The sequence below is a fragment of the Psychrobacillus sp. AK 1817 genome (assembly GCF_008807035.1).
Classification (GTDB): domain Bacteria; phylum Bacillota; class Bacilli; order Bacillales_A; family Planococcaceae; genus Psychrobacillus; species Psychrobacillus faecigallinarum.
The window spans coordinates 1,731,135-1,757,866 of sequence record NZ_CP031739.1 but is presented as its reverse complement, the minus strand read 5'-3'; the positions used below and the strand labels follow the sequence as shown (position 1 = coordinate 1,757,866).

General features: G+C 35.4%; 28 protein-coding genes. 25 read left to right on the top strand and 3 right to left on the bottom strand.

The window, feature by feature from the left end; translation table 11 throughout:
• Positions 1-128 precede the first annotated feature (128 nt).
• The 4 genes from D0S48_RS08780 (at position 129) to D0S48_RS08765 (ending at position 5,453) form a co-directional block, all read left to right on the top strand.
• Complete coding sequence (locus D0S48_RS08780; protein WP_151111317.1) at positions 129-1,124, top strand: aminoglycoside phosphotransferase family protein; 996 nt, start codon at positions 129-131, stop codon at positions 1,122-1,124.
• Positions 1,125-1,461: 337 nt separating this feature from the next.
• Complete coding sequence (locus D0S48_RS08775; RefSeq protein WP_151111315.1) at positions 1,462-1,989, top strand: sigma-70 family RNA polymerase sigma factor; 528 nt, start codon at positions 1,462-1,464, stop codon at positions 1,987-1,989.
• On the top strand, positions 1,979-2,977 hold the full coding sequence (locus D0S48_RS08770; RefSeq protein WP_151111313.1) for an LCP family protein: 999 nt from the start codon (positions 1,979-1,981) through the stop codon (positions 2,975-2,977). The genes D0S48_RS08775 and D0S48_RS08770 overlap by 11 nt, the downstream gene beginning before the upstream one ends.
• Before the next feature lie 766 nt (positions 2,978-3,743).
• Positions 3,744-5,453 carry a hypothetical protein gene (locus D0S48_RS08765; protein ID WP_144542005.1) on the top strand — a complete coding sequence of 570 codons (1,710 nt, stop codon included), beginning with the start codon at positions 3,744-3,746 and terminating at the stop codon, positions 5,451-5,453.
• A gap of 398 nt (positions 5,454-5,851) precedes the next feature.
• Here D0S48_RS08765 and D0S48_RS08760 read toward each other — a convergent pair whose 3' ends face one another.
• Positions 5,852-6,235, bottom strand: a complete 384-nt coding sequence (locus tag D0S48_RS08760) for a RidA family protein (RefSeq protein WP_144542007.1) — start codon at positions 6,233-6,235, stop codon at positions 5,852-5,854.
• A gap of 107 nt (positions 6,236-6,342) precedes the next feature.
• Between D0S48_RS08760 and D0S48_RS08755 the strand changes: the two genes are divergently transcribed.
• From D0S48_RS08755 to D0S48_RS08740, 4 genes are all read left to right on the top strand, one after another.
• Positions 6,343-6,681 carry a winged helix-turn-helix transcriptional regulator gene (locus tag D0S48_RS08755; RefSeq protein WP_144542008.1) on the top strand — a complete coding sequence of 113 codons (339 nt, stop codon included), beginning with the start codon at positions 6,343-6,345 and terminating at the stop codon, positions 6,679-6,681.
• Between the two features lie 277 nt (positions 6,682-6,958).
• Positions 6,959-7,480, top strand: a complete 522-nt coding sequence (locus D0S48_RS08750; RefSeq protein ID WP_144542010.1) for a GNAT family N-acetyltransferase — start codon at positions 6,959-6,961, stop codon at positions 7,478-7,480.
• Positions 7,481-7,617: 137 nt separating this feature from the next.
• Entirely contained in the window at positions 7,618-8,178 is a 561-nt protein-coding gene (locus D0S48_RS08745) for a hypothetical protein (RefSeq protein ID WP_144542012.1), read from the top strand.
• Between the two features lie 214 nt (positions 8,179-8,392).
• Entirely contained in the window at positions 8,393-8,902 is a 510-nt protein-coding gene (locus D0S48_RS08740; RefSeq protein WP_144542014.1) for a MepB family protein, read from the top strand.
• A gap of 725 nt (positions 8,903-9,627) precedes the next feature.
• Here the strand turns inward: D0S48_RS08740 and D0S48_RS08735 are convergent.
• A complete protein-coding gene (locus tag D0S48_RS08735) occupies positions 9,628-10,866 on the bottom strand; it encodes an IS110 family RNA-guided transposase (RefSeq protein ID WP_144542064.1) in 1,239 nt (412 codons plus the stop codon).
• 404 nt (positions 10,867-11,270) lie between these two features.
• Positions 11,271-12,656, bottom strand: a complete 1,386-nt coding sequence (nhaC, locus tag D0S48_RS08730) for a Na+/H+ antiporter NhaC (protein ID WP_151111311.1) — start codon at positions 12,654-12,656, stop codon at positions 11,271-11,273.
• 611 nt (positions 12,657-13,267) lie between these two features.
• Between nhaC and D0S48_RS08725 the strand changes: the two genes are divergently transcribed.
• The 17 genes from D0S48_RS08725 to atpA all read left to right on the top strand — a co-directional run bounded on the left by D0S48_RS08725 (position 13,268) and on the right by atpA (position 26,710).
• Positions 13,268-13,861 (top strand): Rieske (2Fe-2S) protein, encoded by a 594-nt coding sequence (locus D0S48_RS08725; RefSeq protein WP_151111309.1) that lies wholly within the window; start codon positions 13,268-13,270, stop codon positions 13,859-13,861.
• 243 nt (positions 13,862-14,104) lie between these two features.
• Complete coding sequence (locus D0S48_RS08720; RefSeq protein WP_151111307.1) at positions 14,105-14,320, top strand: hypothetical protein; 216 nt, start codon at positions 14,105-14,107, stop codon at positions 14,318-14,320.
• Positions 14,321-14,492: 172 nt separating this feature from the next.
• Positions 14,493-14,921, top strand: coding sequence for a DUF4181 domain-containing protein (locus tag D0S48_RS08715; protein WP_151113776.1), 429 nt, complete (start codon positions 14,493-14,495; stop codon positions 14,919-14,921).
• A 588-nt stretch (positions 14,922-15,509) separates the two neighbouring features.
• Positions 15,510-15,983: a GNAT family N-acetyltransferase gene (locus D0S48_RS08710; protein ID WP_151111305.1), complete on the top strand. Its 474-nt coding sequence runs from the start codon at positions 15,510-15,512 to the stop codon at positions 15,981-15,983.
• Between the two features lie 409 nt (positions 15,984-16,392).
• Positions 16,393-16,899 carry a manganese efflux pump gene (locus tag D0S48_RS08705; protein WP_151111303.1) on the top strand — a complete coding sequence of 169 codons (507 nt, stop codon included), beginning with the start codon at positions 16,393-16,395 and terminating at the stop codon, positions 16,897-16,899.
• Positions 16,900-16,942: 43 nt separating this feature from the next.
• Positions 16,943-17,383 carry a low molecular weight protein arginine phosphatase gene (locus tag D0S48_RS08700; RefSeq protein ID WP_225215891.1) on the top strand — a complete coding sequence of 147 codons (441 nt, stop codon included), beginning with the start codon at positions 16,943-16,945 and terminating at the stop codon, positions 17,381-17,383.
• Between the two features lie 11 nt (positions 17,384-17,394).
• Positions 17,395-18,705 carry a methyl-accepting chemotaxis protein gene (locus D0S48_RS08695; protein WP_151111299.1) on the top strand — a complete coding sequence of 437 codons (1,311 nt, stop codon included), beginning with the start codon at positions 17,395-17,397 and terminating at the stop codon, positions 18,703-18,705.
• Positions 18,706-18,823: 118 nt separating this feature from the next.
• Entirely contained in the window at positions 18,824-19,261 is a 438-nt protein-coding gene (gene rpiB / locus D0S48_RS08690; RefSeq protein ID WP_144540527.1) for a ribose 5-phosphate isomerase B, read from the top strand.
• Between the two features lie 21 nt (positions 19,262-19,282).
• On the top strand, positions 19,283-19,828 hold the full coding sequence (locus tag D0S48_RS08685) for a TIGR01440 family protein (protein WP_144540524.1): 546 nt from the start codon (positions 19,283-19,285) through the stop codon (positions 19,826-19,828).
• Positions 19,829-19,848: 20 nt separating this feature from the next.
• Positions 19,849-21,084 carry a serine hydroxymethyltransferase gene (glyA, locus tag D0S48_RS08680; RefSeq protein WP_191963899.1) on the top strand — a complete coding sequence of 412 codons (1,236 nt, stop codon included), beginning with the start codon at positions 19,849-19,851 and terminating at the stop codon, positions 21,082-21,084.
• Between the two features lie 255 nt (positions 21,085-21,339).
• Positions 21,340-21,969, top strand: a complete 630-nt coding sequence (upp, locus tag D0S48_RS08675) for a uracil phosphoribosyltransferase (protein ID WP_144540517.1) — start codon at positions 21,340-21,342, stop codon at positions 21,967-21,969.
• Positions 21,970-22,569: 600 nt separating this feature from the next.
• On the top strand, positions 22,570-22,941 hold the full coding sequence (locus D0S48_RS08670) for an ATP synthase subunit I (protein WP_144540515.1): 372 nt from the start codon (positions 22,570-22,572) through the stop codon (positions 22,939-22,941).
• 26 nt (positions 22,942-22,967) lie between these two features.
• Positions 22,968-23,681 carry a F0F1 ATP synthase subunit A gene (gene atpB / locus D0S48_RS08665; protein ID WP_144540513.1) on the top strand — a complete coding sequence of 238 codons (714 nt, stop codon included), beginning with the start codon at positions 22,968-22,970 and terminating at the stop codon, positions 23,679-23,681.
• A gap of 63 nt (positions 23,682-23,744) precedes the next feature.
• Positions 23,745-23,969, top strand: coding sequence for a F0F1 ATP synthase subunit C (gene atpE, locus D0S48_RS08660; protein WP_144540512.1), 225 nt, complete (start codon positions 23,745-23,747; stop codon positions 23,967-23,969).
• Between the two features lie 144 nt (positions 23,970-24,113).
• Entirely contained in the window at positions 24,114-24,641 is a 528-nt protein-coding gene (gene atpF / locus D0S48_RS08655) for a F0F1 ATP synthase subunit B (protein ID WP_144540509.1), read from the top strand.
• The gene (locus D0S48_RS08650; protein WP_151111295.1) at positions 24,638-25,174 is read left to right on the top strand and encodes a F0F1 ATP synthase subunit delta; all 537 of its coding nucleotides are present in this window, start codon (positions 24,638-24,640) and stop codon (positions 25,172-25,174) included. The genes atpF and D0S48_RS08650 overlap by 4 nt, the downstream gene beginning before the upstream one ends.
• 27 nt (positions 25,175-25,201) lie before the next feature.
• Positions 25,202-26,710 carry a F0F1 ATP synthase subunit alpha gene (atpA, locus tag D0S48_RS08645; RefSeq protein WP_144540505.1) on the top strand — a complete coding sequence of 503 codons (1,509 nt, stop codon included), beginning with the start codon at positions 25,202-25,204 and terminating at the stop codon, positions 26,708-26,710.
• Positions 26,711-26,732 lie beyond the last annotated feature (22 nt).

The window sequence follows — 26,732 nt, the reverse complement described above, 5'->3', positions numbered from 1 at the left end:
TTTATTATTTCATTTTCTAGTCTAGAAAACGATGGTTAGTTGAAGAAGGGGTTTTATTTCAAATTGCAGAATAACTATGAAAAGGTATGGGGTAACAAAATAGATAGCAAAAGCTGGGGGCGGCACTATTGAGCGAAGAAATTTATAAAAAAGTAGAACAACTGATAAAGAAGACAAAAAGTAAAGAGACTGTAATTGCGATAAATAACTTACAAAAAAATAAAGATGGATTTAGTAATGACATTTCAATGTTTCATCTTACTTACTCTCAAGGTGAGGAAATATTCTCCAAGGAAGTTGTCTTAAAAGAATTTAGTGAAAATGTGAAGTTTAATAAAGAATTAAATATTTTAAGGAGTAAGGATGTAAATACACGCATTAATATTCCAACAGTTTACTTTGAAGATAAAGAAAAGAGAATATTGTTGATGGAACTAGTAAAGGGAGTCACTCTGGACAAATATTACTTAGCAAACCCAGATGATATACAGTCAGCATTTAGATATTTTGGTGTCACGCTCGCACAAGTTCATTCAATTTGCACGGATACGGTTCGTGACTTTTTTGCGGATAACAATTTGCGAAAAAAAGAATATATCAATTTCTACATAGAGAGTTTAAAAAATAGGGTTGCGAAGTTTGAAGACCCTGTATACATAAATTGCCTTCTAAATATCTCTGAAATGTTCAATACTGTTTCATTTACTGAAGTTTTAAATCACGGAGATTATCATTTTTGGAATACAATATTAACTAATGATAATAAATTGTATATTTTGGATTGGGAAAAAGCTTTTATAGGAGACCCTCGTTATGATATAGCGAATACACTTGTCTTAGGGTATTCGTGGTTCGGGACTAACTTCAAAGAACCTATGTTAGATGCTTATCAGAACATCACAAACAAGAAAATTGAACATTTGGAGTGCTTTGAAGCCTTATCAAGTTTTGACTCATTTACTAAAACGGTTCCGTTAATACAAGGTGCTGATGACTCCCATATTCGAGACAGATCGTTTGAGTGGTTAAAGAGACGTTATGAACTTTTTGTAAGACACAACGGAAAGAGAATAAATGAGGCTGAAGAATACTTATTGTCTAAAGGTGTAGTATTCAAAATTTAGTAACTTTTCTTATTCAACTATCGGTGCTTTAGTTAAACAAGTGGCTGCTGTTATGACAGCTTTTTTTATTGAACTAGCGGCAGAATAGTGAAATATTGAATAATTATAAACAATAAGCCTGTATCTATGATTGCTTGGTAATCTAAGATACAGGTTTTGTATTTCGTTATAATTGTAGGCATGCATTTCTACGGAATATTATAAAGAACAATTAAATATTAAAGGTCGATTAGAATAGAATCTGTCTTCAATATTAAATATTTTTTAAAAATTGAACCTATTATGAATTGATAATCGTCTAATAGCAGAATTTGAAGTGTTGAAAGGGGGGAGTAAATTGGACAGAGAAGAAAAAGATTACATATTAGAAAAAATGATGATTGAATATGGTAATGAGTTGGTACGATTGGCATTTTCTTATGTGAAAGATACAGAGACAGCTAAGGATATGGTTCAAAGTACGTTCATCAAATGCTACAAAAACCTTGATTCGTTTCGATTTGACGCACAAATAAAAACATGGCTATTTCGTATAACAATTAACGAATGTAAGGATCACTTAAAAAGTTGGAATTACAAAATGGTACAGGTGAAAAGTTTTATTAATGAAACAGCAAAGTCGATATTACCATCAACAGAAAAAACAGTTATTGATAAATACAATAATGAAGAATTAAAAGATACTATTTTTTCTCTACCAAAAGTGTATCTAGAAGTGGTTTATCTATACTATTATGATTCATTTACGACGGAGGAAATTGCCGAAGTTTTAGATATTCCAGTGAATACAGTGAAAACTCGATTGAGAAGAGCAAAACAAAGGCTAGAGTCGATGATAAAGGAGGCGGAACTAAATGGCAGATAAGCGATTAAGAGATAGATTTTATAATGCGTCAAATCAAGAACTAAGGTTTACGAAAGAAGATCGTAATAAAGTATTTGAACAAATTCATAAACTGGAGAAGAATCATCATAAACAAAAGAAGTTTCATGTTTCTACTAAAAAAATTGTTCCACTTACAGTTTCTTTATTATTGATAGGCTTGAGTATGTTCTTGTTTCTTCCATCACTTCTCTCTGCAAACTTCAATAAAGAATCTAACAGCAGTAATGCAAGTGAATCAGTATTTCAGGAAGATGAGTTATTAACCACTCTATTTACAGTGAAAGATGACAATCTTAGAATTCCTCTTAACCTTTTACTTACTTATAGTAAAGATAAAAAGACGATGAAAGTTCTATCTATCCCACGTGATACTTATGCTCCGATAGTGGATAAGAATGATGGGACTACTTCATATGATAAATTGACATTTGCTTATGCCTACGGTTCGGGAGGAGCTGAAAGTGTAAGAACAACAGTTTCTAAATTATTTGATTTACCCATCGATTATTATGCTGTTATGGATCTAGAAACTCTTTCAACGTTGATTGATTCAGTGAATGGTATAGATTACTATTTGGAAGAAGATATTCAAGTAAGAGCTATATCTAGAGTGTCATTTGAATTCGAAAAGGGGCCGAATCGTTTGAATGGAGAAGAGGTTGTGGCATTAATGATGGCTGCTACAGTAGGAAAATTGGGTGAAGAAAACCAGTTAAACCTAATGAATGCGGTTATAAATCAAACATTAAACGAATTACCACAAACACAATTAAAACAAATTGCTACTAAAATAGAAGGCAATATTCCAATTGAACAATTGTTAGAGAATAAAATGGAATCTGACTCGATACAATCTGTATCATTAATCGATGGAATGAAAGATGTAATGATAGATGAGAATTACTATATTAAATTTGAAAAAGAGTTTTTAAATTCTATTTCAAAAGAGTTAACCACATTTAACTAAAAAAATTGGTGTATTTAGGAATTACTTACGGATGTAATTTTATACTAAGAGAATTTAAAGGTATATTAATTATAAATGTAGATTAACGCACTTTTTAAGAGTGATGTTCAGCTAAAGGGTGCTTTACTTCAAAAAGGAATTGAATAGAGGTAGAAAAGTTGAGGAGAAAATTACTATATTTCCAGAAGAAAATGAATTTCTTTCATTATTCATAAATTGAGTTTAAGCTTTTTTAAACAAAATTTTAAAGAACATTTTATTCAATGAATACAGATCCTTATTAAGTTAACGGGTGTTTTGTTATAAGAAAATAAACATATGAATAGGCATCGGCAATCACTTGAAATAAGTTAGTGGCGTGGCGAATAATGGGGAGAGTATATTTGTGGTTAGTGTGAATGGGGTTACCCTTATATGGGGAAGTAGGGTTAAAATTGTTCACAAAGGATTAGGTTAAATTATAAGAACAATAGAACAGGGAGTAGTATACAAATTTTTTTCTTCTCTACCTAACAGATGTTTAGTAAAGATTGTGGGGTTGCTTAGGCAGCTCTTTTTTTATTGAACTAAAAGGGCAGAAGATGAATAAGAGAACTTTGTGTTTTCATCGCATTGTTGGGGAGAAATGAGGTCATACCTTAACTGAAGGGATTATATGTGTTAAAAAGGATTTTTTTAAGAAATCCTTATATACATCATTTCCTGAATCTACTAGAATGGATAAGAAGTTATTACAGGATTCTAATAGAATAAGGTGAGTAATTAAGTGAATAATTGGAAATTTTTGTCGGCAGTCATTATTTTAGTTACGGTTATGATGATAATGCCTAGTAAAAGCAATGCTGCTTCCCTATCGGAAACAGAGAAGCTGGTTCAAAAAGCGGAGAATGCTGCAACAGTACTAAAATGGGAAATTTCTTTAGAGCATAGAAAAACAAAATACGCTGATCCTGTTACATTACCGAACATGAATTTTTATAATACTACAAAATATGCTAGTCAATTAGCATACAATGCTATTGACACTCTGTCTGCTCAGGAAAAAGCTAGTTTAACTAAGAGAATGGAGAGCAATGTAGACATTCATTTGGATAGATCTATGGCTTATATTGACGCAATAACGTCTGGAAAAAAGATTACGATTAAAACAGAAAATCTAAATGAATCCTATCGTTTGAACCCGTTAAGTGATCAAACTGAACAAGCTTATCATGATCTATCTAGTGAGATTAGGAAACAAGCGATCTTACTATATCGAGTATATGGTAAGTCCACAAGGGATGCGATATTAGACAAGTATAAAAGCCCAGGAGAGAAAGCTAGACAATCTATTAAACCTGTCATCAGTGTAAAAATGGAAATCGATCAACTTCATCAATTGATTGTTATTAATGAAAACAAAGAAAAATTACTTTTGACAATTAAGCAAATTGAATCGAATGCAAATGAAATACAACATCAAAAAGTTAGACAATTGGTATATACAAAATTAGAAGAGGCTAAAACTATCATTGTAGGCAACAACTCGCTTGATAAATCTTTTCTGTATTTATCTGGTATTATTCGGGAAGTTATTGAACATCCATCAAAGCCTATTATTTATGCGTTAAACGAAAATAAAGATGTTCTAGAAATAAACTATGGGACTGGGAAAGTTCGGCGTCTTACTATGAACTTAGTACCTGAAAGAATCTATTTTTATAATGATGAGCTTTATGTCGCCTTATTGAAAGGTATACATAGTTCTGTATGGTGGAATGAAGATCAGGAAGGGGCCATTGCCATTATTAATACTTCTTCTTTTACATTACTAGAACAGTTTGATATTGATATGGATCCATTTGATATTGTTGCAGACGGAAAGTCTATTTATGTATCTAGTGGTTCTGGACAGTGGGGGAATATTAAAGGATATTCAAGAGAAACGCTACTTGAAACCTCGAAGAGTGGCTTAGTTTATGAAAAAAGTTATTTAGAAATGCACCCAAGTTTAGACAAACTTTACGCAATTACTACGGCTCTTAGTCCAAGAGATATCGAATCCTATTTTATTGTTGATGGTAAAATATCAACCGGATATGACTCACCCGACTATGATGATTATCGGCTTACAAAACAAATGACCATTTCTCCCGATGGAAAATATATTTTTAACGATTCTGGTGTCGTTATGATTGCAGCTGATGCCAAACCAATGAATATGACGTATCACACAAAGCTATATTCTAATTATGAAAAAATCACCTTTAACATGAAGGAAGGATTTTTCTATACAAGTAATGGTAGTAATATTGATGTTTACAATTACAAATCTATGGAGAGAGAAAAGCGTTATGCCATGAGCGGGGACATCCAAAACATATTTTATCAAGATGGAAAACTATTTGTTGTTTCGATCGAAGAATTATATTCTACTAAACTAACAACATACGCAATAAAAGCGTATAACGTTAAGGGAAATGAACTTATACAGTAAATCTCCAAGATATTTGATATACAAAAACGATTTGATGAACTAGGTAAACCTTATGGTGGGTACTCAAAAGGATAGGGAGTAAGGGATGGTTGATACAGATTTTCTTATATAATTAACGAGGTGCTTTAGCAGAACAAGGCTGTCAGTAGACAGCCTTTATTGTTGTTATTCAACTAAAGTAGCCCTTTAGTTGAATATGGAAGTTTTATTAGTTCTACTTTGAGGACCATACCGATATTTATAGGAAGAATAGAAGACGTTCAATAAAATAAGTTTATTGAATTAACCCTAGTGTAATAGAAGCTCAAAAATAACGAATAGGTTCACTTTTTCTTCAAGCGTCGCTATTCAGTGTTCAGTTCAATCAAGTTGATACGTTAATTTAAGATTTAGTTTACTTAATCGGCGTGCGCGACAGCTCTTACCTCAATCAGTTGCTCTGGGAACGCTAAGTAAGTCACGCCGATACTGCTGCCGGCTGGACGATGCTCTCCTATATATTCCATAAACATTCCTATAACTGACTCGAAATGCTCTTGCTGATTTGTGAGGTAGAGTTCCACATAAGCGAGGTTGGACTTCGTTACACCGAATTCTTCCAGTACACTGTCGAGATTTTCAAGCGTTTGTCGTGTCTGTGCTTCTATGTCCCCCTCACCAACGAACATCCCCTCTTTATTGTGGGAAAATTGCCCCGAAATGTAGATAGTGTCATTGACGCTGTATCCTTGGGTAATTCCATGATCCCAAAGATTATGATTGTAAGTTTTAACGTTAGCCATTACTTTTTCTCTCCTTTGTTTTAAGATAAATTGAGTATAGAATGAAAAAAAAGAAAAAAATAGTACGCACAATTTTGGTAGTTACTATCAGAAAGGATAGTGTCAATATGAGTATGGCAGATTATAAAGAAAGTGGTAATATCCAAGAAACTCCTTTTGGATATACATTGTCAGTGGTTGGTGGTAAATGGAAAATGCTTATCCTTTACCTGCTAGCAGAAAATAAACCTGTTCGCTTTAACGAAATGAAAAGAATGATAGGAGCTATTACCTTTAAAACATTGAGTTCCCAACTTAAAGAATTGGAAGCAGATGGGATGGTAATACGGAAAGAGTATCCTCAAATTCCCCCTAAAGTGGAGTACAGTCTCACACAAAAAGCAAACACGCTATTACCTGTTTTGGAACAATTTTGTGATTGGGGAGAAAAAAACCGCGATAATTAACAAAAAGTTAAACAAGTAGCTGTCTGTAAGGATAGCTTTTCTTATTGAACCAATGCCAAAGGTACATTTGAATTTAATGAACCTAACACAGAAGAAGTTTCTCGAAAAACATTAATTCTTTAGTAGAAGCCGAAGAAAGGTAGAGTACAAATCCGAACTGTGGAACAGCTAGATTAGTTCACGGCTTGTTCAACTACCGTGTGCTTAGTTCAAGAAGGAGTTTATTTTTATTTGTAGAATTATTATCAAAATAAGCAAAGGTAATGGGGGCAGACAGATGACGAATAGTAACCAGGTAACCCTAAGAATTGGGAATATAAATGATGCAGAAGCTGTTCTAAAACTTCAAAAGGAAATTCTTTCAGAAAGTGAATTTATGATTTCGGTATTAGAAGAGTTTGAAGAAACTGTGGAGCAAATAAGAAACTGGATAGAGAAAATCTTAGCGAATGAAAGAGAAAAGCTAATCATGGCGGAAAGCAATGGGCAGATTGTTGGTTTGATTGTTTTTCGCGCAAAAAGTACTAAAAGGCTTTTACATACTGGTTCTTTTACGGCAATGGTCAAAAAAGAGTTCCGCAATCAAGGCATTGGTAAACTGCTGATTAAAGAACTTTTAAACTGGGCGGAACACAACCCTTTAATAGAGAAAGTTAGTTTAGGTGTTTTATCAACAAATCAACGAGCAATCGAATTGTACAAAAATATGGGATTTGTTGAAGAAGGACGTAAAATTAAAGAAGTTAAGTTTAATGATGACTTATATGTAGACGATATACTTATGTATAAACTAGTTTAACAATCTATTCAAACGGAGAGCTACTATATAAAACAATTGTTTGAAGCTAACAGGTCCTTTACTACCATAAGGAATAAAGCCCTTTCTTATTGAACTTAGAGGATATTTTACTGAATAATCTGAAAATGGGGATGGAATTGAAAACACAATATTTTGTTCAATACTCCAGTGATAGTATGATTAATAGTTTTCTTATACCAGAGGAACCTTTTACATCTATTAGTATTGGAGTTAGAGATTTAAAAACCGATTTTATTTTCACATTGCTTCAAAATATGTTTAGTTTTCCTATTTTCGTTGTTTTGGAAAATGATATTTTTGAACAAGGGAAGAATATCATTTTGAAAAGGAACATCCCTTCATTTAAATTCTCTTCTGGCGGTATTATTTTCAAAGTCGATTCGTTTGATACATTGGAAGCATTTTGTGACATAAAAGTTAATTTAGCTTTGAATGGTATAAGCGTGTTTATTTTCTACGGACAAGGACTTTTTAAGGAAGATTTAGTTCCATCGAGGCAATGGAATAAACCTGTTGAGTTTAAAAAACTGGATTTTCAAAAGGTAGAAACATTTATTGATGTAAGCGAGGTTGGAATTACTATATTTAGCAAAAATAATAAGTTCAATTCGCCTAGAAAAGTTTCACACTTTATATCAGCATCCTACTCTCTCGATTTAGAGAGTAGCGACATATAAAGACAAATAACTGAACATTCTTGTGGTGTTATTGGTGCTATAGTTAAACATGGCCATAACTTGGATGGTCTATTTACTCAATACATTAGAGATGATTTCACCGATACAATGTGAAATGTTACACTTAAACTAATGGTGCCAGTTAGTTGAAGAGTGTTGTTTAACTTGTATTCAACCATCGGGTTCGATTGTTGGGAATTTGAGGGGTGGAATAATGAATGATTTTTATACAGCATTAAATTATGTAAATAAAATGATTTACGAGCGAAATGACTTAATTGTAAAGTCGATTCAAGAAGAAAAGCAAAATTCTAAGTATGGTGCTGGTACATTTCGGTTATCTTCTAGAACAGTTCGTTTCAGAGTTGCCAATATAACCCCCAACAAAGTAGGGCAGTTTGTTTCATTTTGGGAAAAAGATGAAAATAATAAAAACCAACCCTTTACTTATGACGAATCACCTGATTTATTAGTTATAACTACTTTTAAAGGTGATAGTGAGATTGGGCAATTTATTTTTCCAAAAGAAATTCTTTTCAAGCATAATATTCTTAGGTCCAGTTCAACAAAGGGAAAAATGGCAATAAGAGTTTATTCTAGCTGGGATAAACCGACTAGTGAGCAAGCGATGAAAACTCAAAAATGGCAATTGCCTTATTTCGTTGATATGAGTGATCCGAGTAAATTACCCATACAGAAAATAATAGAACTGTATTTGCTTTAACCCTATGCAAACGGACGTTATTTTATAATAAGCTTCTCTATTCTTATTCAACTAACAGGTGCTTCAGCAAAATATGGACATTCTTTCGATGGCCTGTTTTTATGTACAAAACATTAAGTTGTCCTCAGATATGCATTGTGAAACATTACACTTAAACTAATGATTGCAGTTTAGTTGAAGAAGAAATTCTGTTTTAAGAAGGGTTTTCATCGCTTAGGAGTATCACTATTGAGCTAGTAGATTATGAGAGAAAATTTATTTTAAGACATTTGATTGAATTGTACAATTATGATTATAGTGAATTAACGAATGTGGATGTAAATGAGATTGGTTTATATGACTATAAGTATTTAGATAATTATTGGATGAGCCATTCATTATTAAGGTTAATAGTAAATATGCTGGATTTGCTTTAATAAGAAAGATTACGAATGATAGTAGCAATGATGTTTATAATTCGAGGGCTGAATTTATTGTTGTTATGAAAAAGTATAGAAAAATGGGTGTAGGGAGAATAGCTGCTATCATAAAGAAAACAAAAATGAGGAAGGAAACACTATATTTTCATTCAAAATTACTGATTAGTAACTTCAACTAAACCAGCTAATAGAATGTCAAGAAAAACATTTTAAATCGAAAAACACTTCATGTTATACTAAAAATGCACAACACAAATAACCCTCCAAATTTAATTCGGAAGGTTTTTGATATATTTGAAAATTATGTTATTTAATAGTTTCTTGGAATGGTGTTTTCGTTTTTAAAATCGCATAAATCCAGTGTAAGAGCTTATTAGCACAAGCTATAACGGCTACCTTATACGGCTTACCTTCATCGCGTTTTAAATCGTAGAAGGATCGTAATCGTTTATTTCGTGCAATGGTTTCATCTGTTGTTTTCTTTTTACGGCTATCTCGGATTGAACAGCGAACAGCTGTGTAAAGCGTGTGGCGAAGCCTAGCTGAACCGCGTTTGGTAATGTGATTTTTCGTGCCTTTAAAGCGACCTGATTCAAACACACTTGGGTCTAGACCCGCAAAGGCTACTAACTTTTTCGGATGATTAAACCGCTCAATTTCCCCGATTTCTGAAAGAATCGTGGCCGCGATTTTTTCACCTATACCGGGAAGTGACTGGATTAATTCATATTCTTCGAGTTGTGCCGCCAATTGATCCATCTCACGCTCTAACGTGGAAAGTTGTTGGCGGTACGCTTGAAGTAAATCAATATACATATTCAGACTAACGAGAAGGCTCTGATAAAGCGTTGACTGAAATGGGTTGCGTTCCGCCGCTGCGATTAAGTCCTCAGCTCTTTCATACGCCCAGTTAAATGAACGTGCTTTACAATGCTTATCAATAAATTGTGCAATCTCTTCTACACCTGCTTTTAGTACTGATTCAGATGTAGGAAAGGACTGTAAAGTCCTTAATGAAATCTCAGCGTATAAATCACCATAAACTCCTTTATACTCCGGGAATACTTGATCTAATATGGCTTGAAATTGTAGCTTTGTTTGAACCATAATTCCCGTCATATTTTCGTGTTGTCTTGTGAGATGTCGAAGGTTTAATAGCTGAATACCACGCTTTTTCTGAGGCTCTAAATCCTCTTTGTAATATAGTTCACCTAAGTGATAGGCATCAATGGCATCAGTTTTAGTTTTTCGTAAGTTAGAGCTTTTTGCTCGATAAGATACCAGTGGATTTACGATTATGACAATGTACTCTTGTGCCTCTAAAAACTGTACAACTGGGGCATGATAGTGACCTGTTGATTCCAAAACAACAGGTGGTTTTAACCCTGTTTTGCGCTCTAAATCTAGTAAATAAGCGTGTAACTCTTCAAGACCTTCCACCGTATGTTGAATCTTCACACTGTTTTTATAGGGCATTTTTTTATCCAAGAACATTTGAACCTGACTTTCACCTTTTGCGACATCCAGACCGACTACTGGATTCATATTTTATCTCCTCCTCATAAAGTGTATTGACCGGTAACCTCTATCTAGCTTGTTATTCATATCTTCGCTTGTTATGCGGGATCATCATGTCCCAACCAGCCTAATCATGTGTTAACAAGTAGAGGGTGAACTGTTTAGTTGTCGGGATCAAGTCCCACGAGTGCTTCCGTTCTACCCCGGCTACTATCAATCTATAAATTGAATAAAAAATAGTCAACCAGTTATCTGGCTGACCTTATAATACGAAAGAGGTGCTAAAGCAAAATATGGCCATCGCATTTCGAAGGGCTAGTTTTGTGTCCAAAACATTAAGTGGATTCCAGATAGCATTGTGAAATGTTACTTATAAACTTAAAGCCTCATTATTAAATAAAATTAGTAATGAGGCTTTAAGCGTAAAATCACTATTTTTCTTCAATATAAGTCAATGTTTTTCCAGTCAGTCCAAATAATATAGTCAAGATTGGACTAAGCAAGCAGAAAAATGCGAATGGTAAGTAGTCGAGTGTTGTAACAGCTAATACATTAGTAATGAAAATCCCACATACACTCCATGGTACAAGCGGGTTTACAACCGTACCAGCATCTTCCATTACGCGTGCTAAGTTTTTATTCGCTAAACCAACTTTTTTAAATTGTGCTTGGAATGCTTCTCCAGTCAATAAAATTGATAAGTACTGCTCTCCGATAAGTGTATTCACCCCAATTGCAGTAAAAGCAGTTGCTGCAATAACAGAACTAACTTTCTTTAGCGAACTTTCCACTTTCATCAGTAAGCTTTGCACGATGCCGAGAGTAAATAAAAGTCCACCCATACTTAAGGCAAGAAGAACAAGCCCAATCGTAAACATCATGCTATTAATGCCTCCCCTAGAAAGTAAGGAATCAATTGCTTCAATACCTGTGCTAGATGTAAAACCGTTAAATAGTATATTCAATACTTCCCCAAAACTAAAAAAGTGATGGAAATAGGATATAAGTATAGCAACAACTGATGTTAAAGCTAAAGATAATATAGCAGGCACTTTCTTAATGGAAAGTATAACGAGTAAAACAAGGGGAATTAATGTATACCAATGAATCATCCCTGTTTGGAGTAGTCCAGCTTGAAATTCATTTAATTGCTCGAGCTCTTGTAATTCTTTGTTCGGAGATAAGATTCCATATCCAATAAGCGAAATAAAGAATGCTGGAATCGTTGTCCATCCCATATTCCGAATATGTTCAAATAAGTCTACCTGAACGATAGCAGATGCAAGATTTGTAGTATCTGACAGTGGAGACATTTTGTCTCCGAAAAAAGCTCCTGAAACAATGGCTCCAGCTGTAATAGCTAAAGAGATATCCATAGCGCTAGCCATTCCAATAAAAGCAACACCTATTGTAGCTACTGTTGTTAGGGAACTTCCTATCGATAAACCAACGATACAAGTTACTAGAAATACAATAGCATAAAAAAAGTGTGGCGTAATAAATTGAAAGCCTAAGTGAATAAGTGTTGGAATCGTACCACCCATCATTAAGCTACTTACTAATATACCAATAAAGAAAAAGATGAAAATTGCGCCAAGGCCCGCTTTGGCACCATCTACTAGTCCTTCTTCTAGTTTTTTGTAAGGTACTTTCTTCATAAGACCATAAGTTATAAGTAATAGAACTGCCAGTAAGATAGGCATATGAGGAACTGAATCAAATTTTATGATACAAAGCGCCATTATAGCGATAATCATAGTACTAAGTAGTGCCGCCTCCGCAAATGAGGGGGAGATTGTGGAACGAATACGAAACATTGTAAATCCTCCTAATAATAGTTTTTAGGAATGAAAAAAAACCTTCCAATCCCTATAGCTAGGGACGAAGGAAATCTCCGCGGTACCACCCTATTTGTCGAACAATTTGTATGTTCAACCACTTCATTAAAAACGAGTTTACTTGATTGTTGTAATTCATCTATCATGTTTACCTGAACTTTCACCAACCGTTCAGTCTCTTTGTGCTGGGTACATGCAGATTACTAGGACAATCACTCGTACATATTATGCTTTCGCGATTCAACGCTTTCAATCACTAAAGTAATTAGAATTTTATCATGTTTTACCGCACTGTCAAGAGGTATTATTTAAAATGTAGTGAGTTTCCTAGCTAACTGGATTTTACCAATGATAGTAGGAGCGGCAATAAGGGAGGATGAATTCCAAGAATTAACCCGATGGTTTTTTCGTTTAAAAAACAGTTCTTCAACTAGCGGGTGCTTTACTTCAAGAAGGAGTATAGCTTTTTTTCTTATTGAACTAAAGGTGCAGTTTATTTTAAGAAAATAATTGGAATTTTTATGGTAAAATATAAATGATTAATAGATGATTTTATGTTAAGGATTTTCAATCACAGGGGGTGCAGAATAATGAAGCTAATAACATTCGCATTTACAGGATTATTGGTAAGTGGATTATTAACTGGATTTACGAAGGAAGAAACGAAAGTTGAACAATCTAAAACAGAAGACACGGAAGTTGAACAAGTAAAAGCAGAAGCCGAAGTCAACGACCCGAAGACGTGGAAGGATGTTTCAACGCCTGAAGGCTTCAACAGTAATGGAATAGAACCAACGTTGGAAGCTTGGATTGCCTATCACGCTGAAGATATTGCCAAAACAACCGACTTCAAAGAATATTACCCGAGGGCAAATCGTCTCAGATCGGAAATGAAATATTTTCGGATTCAAGGTGAAGACCTTCAAAAAGACTTTGAAAATTTGGAGGTGCTTCAAACTTTGATGGGTAATCTTGTTTATTCTATTTCGGTGGCAGAAGAGCAAGGGATTGAAACGGCAGGAACCTATGACGAATTAAAAAAATCTTTTAGGTATTTCACCGAACTAGTTCACGATATCGACATTGTAATAAATCGCGACGGAAAGGGCGAAACTTTTGGGTTCACGCACCAATTAGACGGGAAAAAGGTTAAGGAAATGGAAACGTTCATCTATATAGATTAACTAGTTTTGAGGTCACTTCAAGAAGGATTACTGCTTTTTTTGTTGAACCTATTAAGCTAACTGGTGCTTTACTTAAACAAGACTATCAGTTTTGATGGTCTATGGTTGTGCTTAAACTATCGGGTGCTTACTTCAAGAAGGAGTAACGCCTTTTTTCTTGTTGAACTAACGGATCAGTAATTTAGTTGAATAATAGTATTTAACTTGTTTTCAACAATCTGAAGATTAGGGGAGTTGTGTTAATTGAAGTTTTTCAAGACGATGAATAATAAAGAATCACTTAACTGGAAAAAGGGAATTGCTTTTGGTTTTTATACTTATATGTTAATAACAGTTGTAAACTATTTTTATTATTTATCAACTGAAAATGGCTTTTTTTCTCCGACTTTTATTTTTTGGAGTGGTCTATTAGCTGCTTTTGCGTATGATTTTATTTTAAATCTTATAGATAAAAAATAATCCAACATTAAATTATCTTAATTGAGAAAGTCATTCTTATTGCACTAAGTTGAGCTTAGTTATAGATCATGGATTGCAAATGCATTTCTTTTTTTCTTGTTTAGCTAATGTCAAAGGGTGAAACAATTGTGATTATTAAACGTAGAATGAATTGAATGGAGGTAATGTTACTGTGTATGGTATTGAACCGATATTTTGGCTTAAGTTAATCTTCTTGATAGTAATCCTTTCATTATTGTTTATTGTTTTTGGTTCAGTTATGAGAAGATGGTTGAAAGTTGAAAAGAAGAAGTTTTTTTCACATAATCACGTGAATGAAAAACACAAAAAAATGGATTGGACGATTAGAATAGTTTTCATCGCTTTTATAATATTGGGATCTTTTATTAATGCCACTTTAGATTTTTCAGAACGAATTTGGTTCTTAGAGCCATGGTATTTATTATTCGGTCTAACTATATTGTCTGAGACGGTTCGAGCATTGATGGAATGGAAATATGCGGATAATAAAAACTCATATATTTTTACTTTGAGTCAGTTAGTTTTTGGCATGATATTAGTAATTTCAATATTAACAACTAACTTTTGGGGGATAGTTTAAGGAACTTTGTTTCTTAAACTAACTGGTGCTTTACTTTAAGAAGGAGTAAAGCTTTTTTCTTGAGGACTAAATTATTTTATTTATACTTTTGCTTTTCGTAATATTATTAGGAGTTTTATGGTTTTAAACTTTATTGCTTTTTCGAAAAACTTAAAGAATGGAAAAGCACTCTTAAACCTTGCTCTATTGTAGTTTAATTTAATAAAACTTTTTGAAAGGATGTGTCTAAAGAAATGGAAATAACAAATAAACGGAAGTTTTTTCAGTGGGGCGGGTATTTTGTAATAACGCTTACTCTTCTTTTAAGTATAGTGCTGAATATATCTGAAAACACACTGGATGCTTTCAAATGGACTGGGCTAGGGCTAGGGGTTTTTCTAACGTTGATTTCCTTTTTATTTCCCGATAAGAAGTAAAAGGATGGTACAAAGAATATCAACAAATGAGTGCTTTAATTGAAGAAGTAAAGCTTTTTTCTTATTTGAAAGGTGCATTTTAGTTGAGGAAGGAAATGATAAAATTTGTTATCGTATTTTAAAATAGATAAAGTAATCTTATATTAAATATTAAGAGAATGGGGGAATTCAATTGAGTATTAAAGAAATAACGATAGTAAATAGAGAAAAGGTTGTTTCATTTTTTAAGGAGCATTGGGGAAGCACTGAAATGGTAATTTCAACAGGTGTTTATCAATGTGATACATTGGATGGTTTCATTTTTGAGGGAACTAATCAGATTATTGGTTTGGTTACTTATGTCATTAAAGATAATGAAATGGAGATTATTTCGTTAGATAGTCTCCAAGAAGGGAAAGGTATTGGATCTTCATTAATGAAAAGTGTTGAATACATAGCAAAGCAGAAAAAAATACAAGTAGTAAGTTTAGTAACAACAAATGATAATTTGAACGCTTTAAAATTTTATCAAAAAAGAGGTTACAGAATAACGTCTGTTATTCCTAACGGTGTAATCAAGGCACGAAGCTTAAAACCTTCAATACCTTTAATAGGACATGAAGGGATTCCATTAAATGATGAATTAATATTAAAGAAAATATTGTAGTTACATAAAAATTATTGAGAATTGCTTATTTATGGGATTTCTTCTTTGACTAACGGAGCTTTAGTAAAAAAGGGACATTGGAGAAAAATGAGCTTGTAGATTCATTTTCCTGCTCATTTTTTATATGTATTTATAAATAACCTATGCATCAAGACATAAATTACTTATGATTACAGCGACAGGTGGCGACTCCAGTGGGATAAGTGATACATATAAGAGGTGGCTAATCGTTCACCCCACGGAAAGCGTCCATCCAAAGCGGAAATCTGCCATCTATTGTCCATATTTTTACGTAAAACAATTATATAGATAGAAATATATCCTTCTTTAAAAAAGGTTGTCTATAATTTGTATTCTCTTCCCTTTTTTTGCATACATTTAATTATGCAAATAGACGGGAGAGATTTTTTTGTGGACAGAAATAATAGCAGGACTCTTAATGTCGGTCGATGTACTTATCTTATTTTCTCTTGTATCATATAGAAAACAGGTTTTGACTCTTGCGGCTTGGGTGGCATCATTACATATGCTCTTCCCCTTAATAGGATATTATGCAGGTGTTTTAGTACAAACCTACTTACAGCAGGCAAGTCCTTATTTGTCAGGGGTTCTTCTTTCGTTGGTTGGACTTCAAATGGTACTATCCAAATCACCAAAAGAAACTCCGATCATGCCCCCCTTCGTATTAGCGATAGTGGCAAGTCTAGATACCTTTTCTGTGAGTATTTCATTTGGTATGCTTCAAGTGGAAAAGCTAATCTTTATACTAAGCTCTGGATTCTTCGCATTTGTCGGCGTAATAATTGCCCAGAAGATTATATTTAAAAAGACAGTGATGAACAGAGGAATCATTATGAAGCTTGCAGGTGTAGTTCTATTAACAATGGGCCTATTAACACTTCAAAACATACAATAATATCAAAGTATATTCGTAATCCAATATATAATAGAGACGAGGAATGATCGCAGTGAATATTTTATTTGTTTGTACTGGTAATACATGTAGAAGTCCCATGGCAGAGGCTATTTTAAAATCTAAAAATCTAAAAAACATACAAGTTCAATCCGCAGGTATTTATGCTTCGGACGGCGAGAACATGTCCGCTAACAGTCGTAAAGTACTAGAAAATAAAGGAGTTCCTTTTGCTCATAAGTCTTCATCTTTACAGCCGTCTACGGTTGAGTGGGCAGATCTTATATTAACGATGACTGCTGCGCATAAGCAAGCTATTATTTATGCCTTTCCAGAAGCAATTTCTAAGGTTTATATGTATAAAGAATTTGCAACTCCGGACGATATACAGGATGTAATGGATCCTTTTGGTGGGAATATAGGTATATATGAACAAACATTTGAAGAACTAAATGTATTAACAGAGGAACTAGTGAAGAGACTATAGGGGGAAAAGGGATGAAAGAAAAGAGAAAGAGGAACGCTTTTGGCATTCAAAAGAAAATTGTTCTATTTGTAACGGTACTTGCTTTAATTACTTACTCTACAAGTGCATTCTTTATTAATTATGTACAGCCTTATTTGCAATCCTTAGACATTAATATTGGAACAATTCAATTTGAAATTCTTACATATGCGTTAGGAATTTTTTGGTCAGGCCTTTTAGCTTATTTTTTCAGTGGACTTATTATCAAACCCTTATTTAATCTAGAAAAGGTTGCCACTCTTGCTTCAGAAGGAAAAATAGGAGTCGATGTGGAAGTACCAAACTCAAAAGATGAAATACAATCAGTTGCTATAGCTTTTCAAACGATGCTAGAAAACCTGCGAGAAATGGTTCAAAGTATCGAAAAGAATTTTGATAAAACAAATAAAAGTGTGCAAAAGCTTTCTGAGGAATCGTCAGTTGCCTCTGAACAAGCGGAGGCCATTGCCTCCACAATTGCTCAAATTTCTGAGGGAGCAGAGCAATCGGCAATAGCAGTCCAAGAAACTGCAGAGTCTGTCGAGGATGTTCGAGTGCTAGCATCCGAGGTAAACAAGCGTGCAGAAAAATCTTCTATACATTCAAAAGAAATGATCACAGAGCTTTCGGAGACAACAGAAGTCATACAATCACTTGTCAGTGGAATCCAAAAGATTGCAACAGGAAGTGAGTCAGCTTTAGGTAATGTCCACCAGCTGGAAGAGAATGCTGGGAAGGTGGAAAGTATTATTCAATTAGTTGGGGATATAGCAGCCCAAACTAATCTACTTGCTTTAAATGCTTCTATTGAAGCTGCTCGTGCAGGTGAGCATGGTAAGGGCTTCGCTGTAGTAGCAGAGGAAGTTCGTAAGCTAGCCGATGAGAGTGCGAAGGCTGTTCAAGGAATTTCAGAACTAATATTAGCAATCCAAACGGATGTTAAAACGGTCGTACAGCAAATGACTAACCAAGTTAGCTTTGCTGTTAATGAAGCAAAACGAGTATCTGAGACAAACGCAGCAGTCGAAGGAATGACTATAAAAATTCATGAAATGGCTGAGTCAGTAGTCGAGATTTCATCATTAGTTGAAAAACAGCTGACTAATATTGAAAGCACTGCTCGCCAATCACAGGATGTTGCAGCTATTGCGGAGGAGACATCAGCTGGTGCTGAGGAAGTAAGAAGTGCTACAGATGAACAAGCCCGTTCTATAGAAGAAATTGATATTTTAGCAGCTGACTTGAAGCATCAATCGGAAGATTTATTCAAGGTAATCTCTCAATTTGACCGCTCTTCCAAATAATTCATATCAAAAAGGTATGTTAAAAAAACAGATACAACTCATACTATATGAGTTGTATTTTTTTGCTCAAAAAGATGTTATGATTGGGTTGAGTACTAAACAGAAAAGAGGGAACAAGATGAAAATTGCAATTTCTTCTGATCACGGAGGGAATAATCTTCGGAAAGAAATTATTCAGCAGCTTGAAGAACTCGGTCTTTCCTATAAGGACTTTGGTCCACAAACGAATGATTCTGTTGACTATCCAGATTATGCGGCACCAGTAACAGAGGGTGTAGCTAGTGGGGAATATGATCGCGGAATTTTAATTTGTGGAACAGGTATTGGGATGTCCATTGCTGCTAATAAAATGAAGGGCATTCGCTGTGCATTAGTGCATGATGTTTTTTCTGCTAAAGCTACACGATGCCATAACGACTCAAATGTTCTCGCTATGGGAGAACGAGTGATTGGTCCAGGACTTGCCAGAGAAATCGTAGCTACTTGGTTAGCTCAAGAATTTGAAGGTGGCCGTCACGAACGACGTATTGAAAAAATTTCAGCATTAGAAAAATAAGCTTGAATAGAGGGATTTCAGATGGAAGCAAAAAATTTGTGGCAACAACAAATGGAACAGCTTCTCCTGGAAGTAGAGCAGCAAATTACTTTTTCTAAGGATGATTTGTTTGTCGTTGGCTGCTCTACCTCTGAAGTCATTGGGGAAAAGATAGGAACTGCTGGCGGTTTAGAAGTGGCTGAGGTTTTATTTGAACCAATTAAGGCTTTTGCTGAACGAAATAAAATCCATCTTGCCTTTCAAGGCTGTGAGCACATCAACCGTGCTCTAACGATGGAAAGAAAAACGCAGCAGCTCTATAGACTGCCAGAGGTTTCTGTTATCCCAGTAGTTCGCGCAGGGGGTTCCATGTCTGCATATGCGTACACACAGCTTGAAGAGCCTGTAGTAGTAGAAAGCGTTCAAGCCAAGGCAGGGATTGATATTGGTCAAACTATGATTGGTATGCAGCTACAACCCGTTGCTGTACCGATACGTGTATCTATCAAGAAGGTTGGAGAAGCGATTATTACCATTGCAACAACCCGTCCAAAGCTAATTGGTGGGGCACGGGCATTTTACGGATGATATTAGAGGAGGAACTAGAAGTGGAAAAAATTCAATCACAAGATCCAGCGGTATTTGAGGCAATGTTAGCGGAGAAAAAACGTCAACAATCAAATATTGAACTAATTGCGTCAGAAAATTTTGTTTCAGAGGCTGTAATGGAAGCTCAGGGCTCTGTTCTTACAAATAAATATGCAGAGGGCTATCCGGGCAAACGTTATTATGGTGGCTGTGAGCATGTAGATGTAGTAGAAGATATTGCTCGTGATCGTTTGAAAGAAATTTTTGGGGCAGAGCATGCAAATGTACAACCACATTCTGGTTCCCAAGCGAACATGGCGGTTTATATGACTGCTCTTCAACCAGGTGACACTATTCTAGGTATGAACTTATCTCATGGTGGACATTTAACACATGGCTCTCCTGTTAACTTTAGTGGTATTCAATATAACTTTATTGAATATGGAGTAAATAAAGAAACCGAAATGATAGATTATGAGGAAGTTCGCTCAATAGCTTTAGAGCATAAGCCTAAAATGATTGTTGCTGGGGCAAGTGCTTACTCACGTACAATCGATTTCGCTAAATTCCGTGAAATTGCAGACGAGATTGGAGCTTATTTATTCGTAGATATGGCTCATATTGCAGGTCTAGTTGCCGCTGGTCTTCATCCAAATCCAGTGCCACACGCACACTTTGTAACTTCTACAACACATAAAACTTTACGTGGCCCACGTGGTGGTATGATTTTAACTACAGAAGAATTTGCGAAGAAAGTTGATAAAACAATTTTCCCTGGTATCCAAGGCGGACCGCTAATGCACGTAATCGCTGCAAAAGCAGTTGCCTTTGGAGAAGCTCTTCAACCGGAATTTAAAGAATACCAAAAGCAAGTTGTAGCTAATGCTAAAACTCTAGCAGATAGTTTAACAGAAGAAGGTCTACGTATTGTATCTGGTGGTACAGACAACCATGTAATGCTATTAGATGTATCTGCTTTAGGACTAACTGGTAAAGTAGCAGAACATGTACTAGACGAGGTTGGTATTACTGCAAACAAAAATACTATTCCTTTTGATACTTCTAGCCCATTCATCACTTCTGGGGTGCGTATTGGTACACCAGCTGTAACTTCAAGAGGTTTTGCTGAGCAAGAAATGAAGGAAATCGCTTCTATTATTGCTAAACTATTAAAAAATCACGAGGATGCTTCTGTAATTGCTGAAGCAAAAGAAAGAGTGAAAGCTCTAACTGATAAATTCCCTCTATATAATTAATTGATAATAGGGAGGCTTATGACAACATCATAAGTCTCCTTTAACTATGATTAAATAGGTTGCGCATATGATTGTTTGATTTTATCCCAAAAGCAAATATATTCCTGCTAATCGCTTGAACCAAAGGACAATCTAAGGCTGTTGTTTCTATAAATGAAATAGACGAAATATTAAGTCCCTAGGATTAGTGGTATGATGTGTATCGTTTTTGGTATAATGACAAAGATGTAAAAACAACAAAAGGAGAGATGTTAAATGGCTAAAGTATACGTATTTGATCATCCACTGATTCAACATAAACTTACATATATCCGTGATGTGAAAACTGGTACAAAAGAATTTCGTGAGCTTGTAGATGAGGTTGCTACATTGATGGCCTTTGAAATTACGCGTGACCTTCCTTTAGAGGAAGTAGAAGTAGAGACTCCTGTTCAACTTACGAAATCTAAAGTAATTGCAGGAAAGAAATTGGGACTAGTTCCAATCCTTCGTGCAGGTATTGGAATGATTGATGGCATGTTAAATCTTATTCCAGCTGCAAAAGTAGGTCACATCGGACTTTATCGTGATCCAGAAACATTGAAGCCAGTCGAATACTACGTTAAGCTTCCTGCAGATGTTGCTGATCGTGACTTTATCTTAGTAGACCCAATGTTAGCAACTGGAGGCTCTGCAATAGAAGCAGTTAACTCTCTGAAAAAACGCGGTGCTATGAGCATTAAGTTCATGTGTCTTATTGCTGCTCCAGAAGGCGTAAAAGCACTTCAAGATGCTCACCCAGATGTTGATATTTATATTGCAGCACTAGATGAGAAACTTAATGATCATGGTTATATCGTGCCTGGTCTTGGAGACGCAGGAGATCGCTTATTTGGAACAAAGTAAAATTGAATCTCTCTTAAAGATATTCGGTTGTTTAAGCAATGGTAGCAATCAGCTGACTTGTCCTTTTTTTAAGGCATGTCAACTTATTATACAGATGGAAGATAAGACTGTGAAAATGTGTCTAAACGGATGATAAGTTTTAGAATTTATGAATGAAATTGATTATGAAGAAAAAGTTTCTACAATATTCTTTAAAATTTGTCGATAAATTGTCAATCTAATCATCTACGTGAAGTTTTTCACTGATAGCAATTGACATCAAATAGCCCCTATTGTATGCTTACTTAGGATAATCATGATAGGGGTTTCATGCGTGGAACACTTGATGTATCAACTTTCTACTAGATTCACAGTTTTTACTTATTTCAAGGAAAACGTGAGGATACTTTTATGCGTCATTTTGACGTCCGTTACAAGGGATAGCTCATTATTCAGCGATTCTCTCACAGCTTGTCGGTTCTATAATGATAGGTATTCACAAAAAGTGGATTGATCATACTTTTGGAACCACTCCAATCTTTTAGTAAATTGTCTACTGCCTGCTTTGCGCATTGACAATCCTTACTACCATTCGAAAATATGATTCAGGAGATTAGACCAATGCTAGAAATGCAACGTATTTTTACGAGGCAAAAGAAGTGCATATTTTTTTTGCTTGCGTTATGTGTGTTAGGGTGGGCATTTACGCCGTATTCTTCCATTTTTGCAGGCTTAGCAGTAGGTTCCATATTCGGTCTGTATAATTTCTGGATACTAGTACGTAGAATGGAGAAATTTGATCGTGTGATGATGGGTGAAAAAGGTCGAGCACGCTTAGGGACAAGCTTTAGATTTGCCTCTGGTATTGCTGCCGTTGCTATTGCACTTCTTTTCCCAGATGAAATTCATCTTATCAGCACGGTTATCGGATTAATGATTCCCTATGTTCTACTTATTGTGGAACGCATTTTGTTAGTTAGAAATCAGCCATGAGTATGTGAAAGAGAGGTGAAAGAATCGTGGGACACTCAAATCCAGAGTTTGTGCTTTGGGGTATGACAGGGAACTGGTCAAACATCCTTATGTTGTTTGTAACTTCTCTAGTTGTTTTCTTAATTGCATTTATTGCAACTAGAAACTTGAAGCTTAAACCAACGGGTATGCAAAACTTCATGGAGTGGATTATGGACTTCGTGAAAGGAATTATCAAAAGTAATCTCGACTGGAAAACAGGCGGTAGATTCCATATTCTAGGGATTACATTAATTATGTTTATCGCGATAGCCAATTTGCTTGGACTTCCGTTTTCAATTTCGTATGACGGAGTACTTTGGTGGAAATCACCAACTGCGGATCCAACAATTGCAATGACACTATCAGTGATGATTATCGTTTTAACTCATTATTACGGTATTAAGATGAAAGGTTTCAAACAGTACAATATTGATACCTACTTAAAACCGATGCCGGTATTATTCCCACTTAAAATTATAGAAGAATTCGCAAATACGTTGACACTTGGTCTTCGTCTTTACGGAAATATCTATGCAGGGGAAGTATTATTAGGTCTTATTGCAGGCTTAGCAACAGCGAGCTGGTTTGGCTTTGTTGGTGCAATTATCCCAGCAATGGCTTGGCAAGGATTCTCTATCTTTATCGGTGGAATCCAAGCGTTCATTTTCGTTATGTTAACAATGGTTTATATGTCACATAAAGTGTCAGCAGACCATTAATATAACTGTTTAGGAAACTAAGCAGAAAAAATAAAAACAACATTCCAAGGAGGAAATTAAACAATGGTAGGTTCAGTTGGTCTTTTAGCAGCAGCTATAGCAGTTGGTTTAGGTGCACTTGGTGCAGGTATTGGTAATGGTCTAATCGTTTCAAAAACAGTAGAAGGTATTGCTCGTCAACCAGAAGCACGTGGAGCTTTACAAACAGTTATGTTCATCGGGGTAGCGTTAGTTGAAGCCGTGCCGATTATCGCAGTAGTTATCGCGTTCATCGTATTAAACCAATAGTATGTATAAATAAAGTCAATAATGGCGGAAACTAACTCCGCCATTCTCTTTATGAATAAAACCTGAATTAGAAAATAATAAACAAAAGTTTAAACATTATATAAGTAAGATCTCTTAATAGCGTTTGAAAGGAGTGAAACAATCGTGTCTTTTGAATACCTCGCACTTGGTGCTGGTGAGACCCATAATGGGTTAAATGTTTTGGATATTGGAGCTACATTATTCTTCTTCATCTTACTGATGATCTTATTGAAGAAAGTGGCTTGGGGTCCTTTAATGGGGATTATGACACAGCGTGAAGAGTTGATCGCGAGTGAAATCGAAGCAGCAGAAACTAGCCGCCAAGAATCTCAACGTTTACTTGAAGAACAACGTGACTTACTAAAAGAAGCACGCACAGAAGCGTTAGCGATTGTAGAAAATGCGAAGAAGCAAGGGGAAGCATCACGTGAAGAAATTATCACAACTGCTCGCTCTGAAGCTGCGCGTTTAAAAGAATCTGCTATTCGTGAAATCGATACAGAAAAAGAAAGAGCGATTGCAGCGGTACGAGAAGAAGTCGTTTCACTATCAGTACTTGCAGCAGCTAAAGTTCTTGAAAAAGAAGTTTCGGAAGAAGATAACCGTGCGCTGATCGAGGCAACGATTGCGAAGGCAGGCGAAGTTAATTGAGTAATTCAACTGCAGCAAAACGCTATGCCATCGCGTTGTTCGAACTAGCACAACAAAAAAATGAACTTCAATCGGTTGAAAATGATTTACGTGAGCTTAATGTTGTATGGAAAGGCAATAAGGATTTGAAAACATTGTTTACATCTCCTAAGCTTTCTTTAGACAAGAAAAAAGCGCTAATCCGAGAAATCTTCTCAAACGCTAATCCAATCGTTATCAATACACTACTAGTGCTTATTGATAAGAAAAGATTACATGAAGTTACTGATATTATTTCAGAGTATATGGCACTTTCCAATGAAGCACAAGGTGTTGCTGAAGCGAAGGTCTATACAACACGCGAATTAACAGAAGTAGAACGTGCAAACGTTTCATCTGTATTTGCAAAAAATGTAGGGAAACAATCTTTACGCATTCAAAACATCGTAGATCCATCAATTATTGGTGGTATCCGCGTTCAAATCGGAAACCGCATTTACGACAGCACTCTTAGCTCTAAGCTAGATCGCTTAAAACGTAACTTGATCGGTTAATATTATGAATTATGAGAGGTGACATACATGAGCATCAAAGCTGAAGAAATCAGTGTCTTGATTAAACAGCAGATTGAGAATTATGAATCTGAGATGAAAGTTAGCGACGTTGGTACGGTTATTACAATTGGTGACGGTATCGCGCGTGCTCATGGCCTCGACAACGTCATGGCTGGAGAGCTTTTAGAATTCTCAACTGGTGTGTTAGGTATGGCACAAAACTTGGAAGCGAATAACGTTGGTATCGTTATCCTTGGACCATACACAGACATCAAAGAAGGCGATGAAGTACGTCGTACAGGCCGTATTATGGAAGTTCCTGTTGGTAAAGAATTGATTGGCCGCGTAGTCAATCCACTTGGCCAACCAGTTGACGGACAAGGTCCTATCGCAACTACAAAATCTCGTCCAATCGAAAGTCCTGCACAAGGGGTTATGGCACGTAAATCTGTTCATGAACCACTTCAAACAGGTATTAAAGCGATTGACGCTCTTGTACCAATCGGGCGTGGACAACGTGAGTTAATCATCGGTGACCGCCAAACAGGTAAAACATCTGTTGCGATTGATACAATCCTTAACCAAGCAGACCAAGATATGATTTGTATCTACGTAGCAATCGGTCAAAAAGAATCGACTGTTCGTAATGTAGTAGAAACACTTCGTAAAAAAGGTGCTTTAGATTACACAATCGTTGTAACTGCATCTGCATCTGCTCCAGCTCCATTATTATACTTAGCTCCTTATGCTGGTGTAACAATGGCAGAAGAATTTATGTTCGAAGGTAAGCACGTATTAATCGTTTATGATGATTTATCTAAACAAGCTGCTGCATACCGTGAACTTTCATTACTTCTTAAACGTCCTCCAGGTCGTGAAGCATATCCAGGGGATGTATTCTACTTACACAGCCGTCTACTTGAGCGTGCTGCGAAGTTAAATGAAACATTAGGTGCAGGTTCAATCACTGCATTACCATTCGTTGAAACACAAGCTGGAGATATCTCTGCTTACATTCCAACAAACGTAATTTCTATTACGGATGGTCAAATCTTCTTACAATCTGATTTATTCTTCTCTGGTGTACGTCCAGCGATCAATGCTGGTTTATCCGTATCACGCGTAGGTGGATCAGCTCAAATTAAAGCAATGAAAAAAGTTGCCGGTACACTTCGTCTTGACTTAGCTGCATACCGTGAGCTTGAAGCATTCTCTCAATTTGGATCAGATTTAGATGCTGCAACACAAGCTAAACTTAATCGTGGTGTACGTACAGTAGAAGTATTAAAACAAGACTTGAACTCTCCTATTAAAGTAGAAAAACAAGTTATTATTTTATACGCTCTAACACGTGGCCATTTAGATGATATTCCAGTTAAAGATATTTCTCGTTTTGAGGCTGAACTTAGTAGCTGGTTAGATTCAAACCACACAAACGTTTTAGATCATATTCGCACGACAAAAGATCTTCCTTCAGAAGAGGATTTAAACAATGCAATCTCTGCATTCAAGAAAACTTTTGCTATATCTGAATAATATCTTTGTCTAAGTGAAAAAA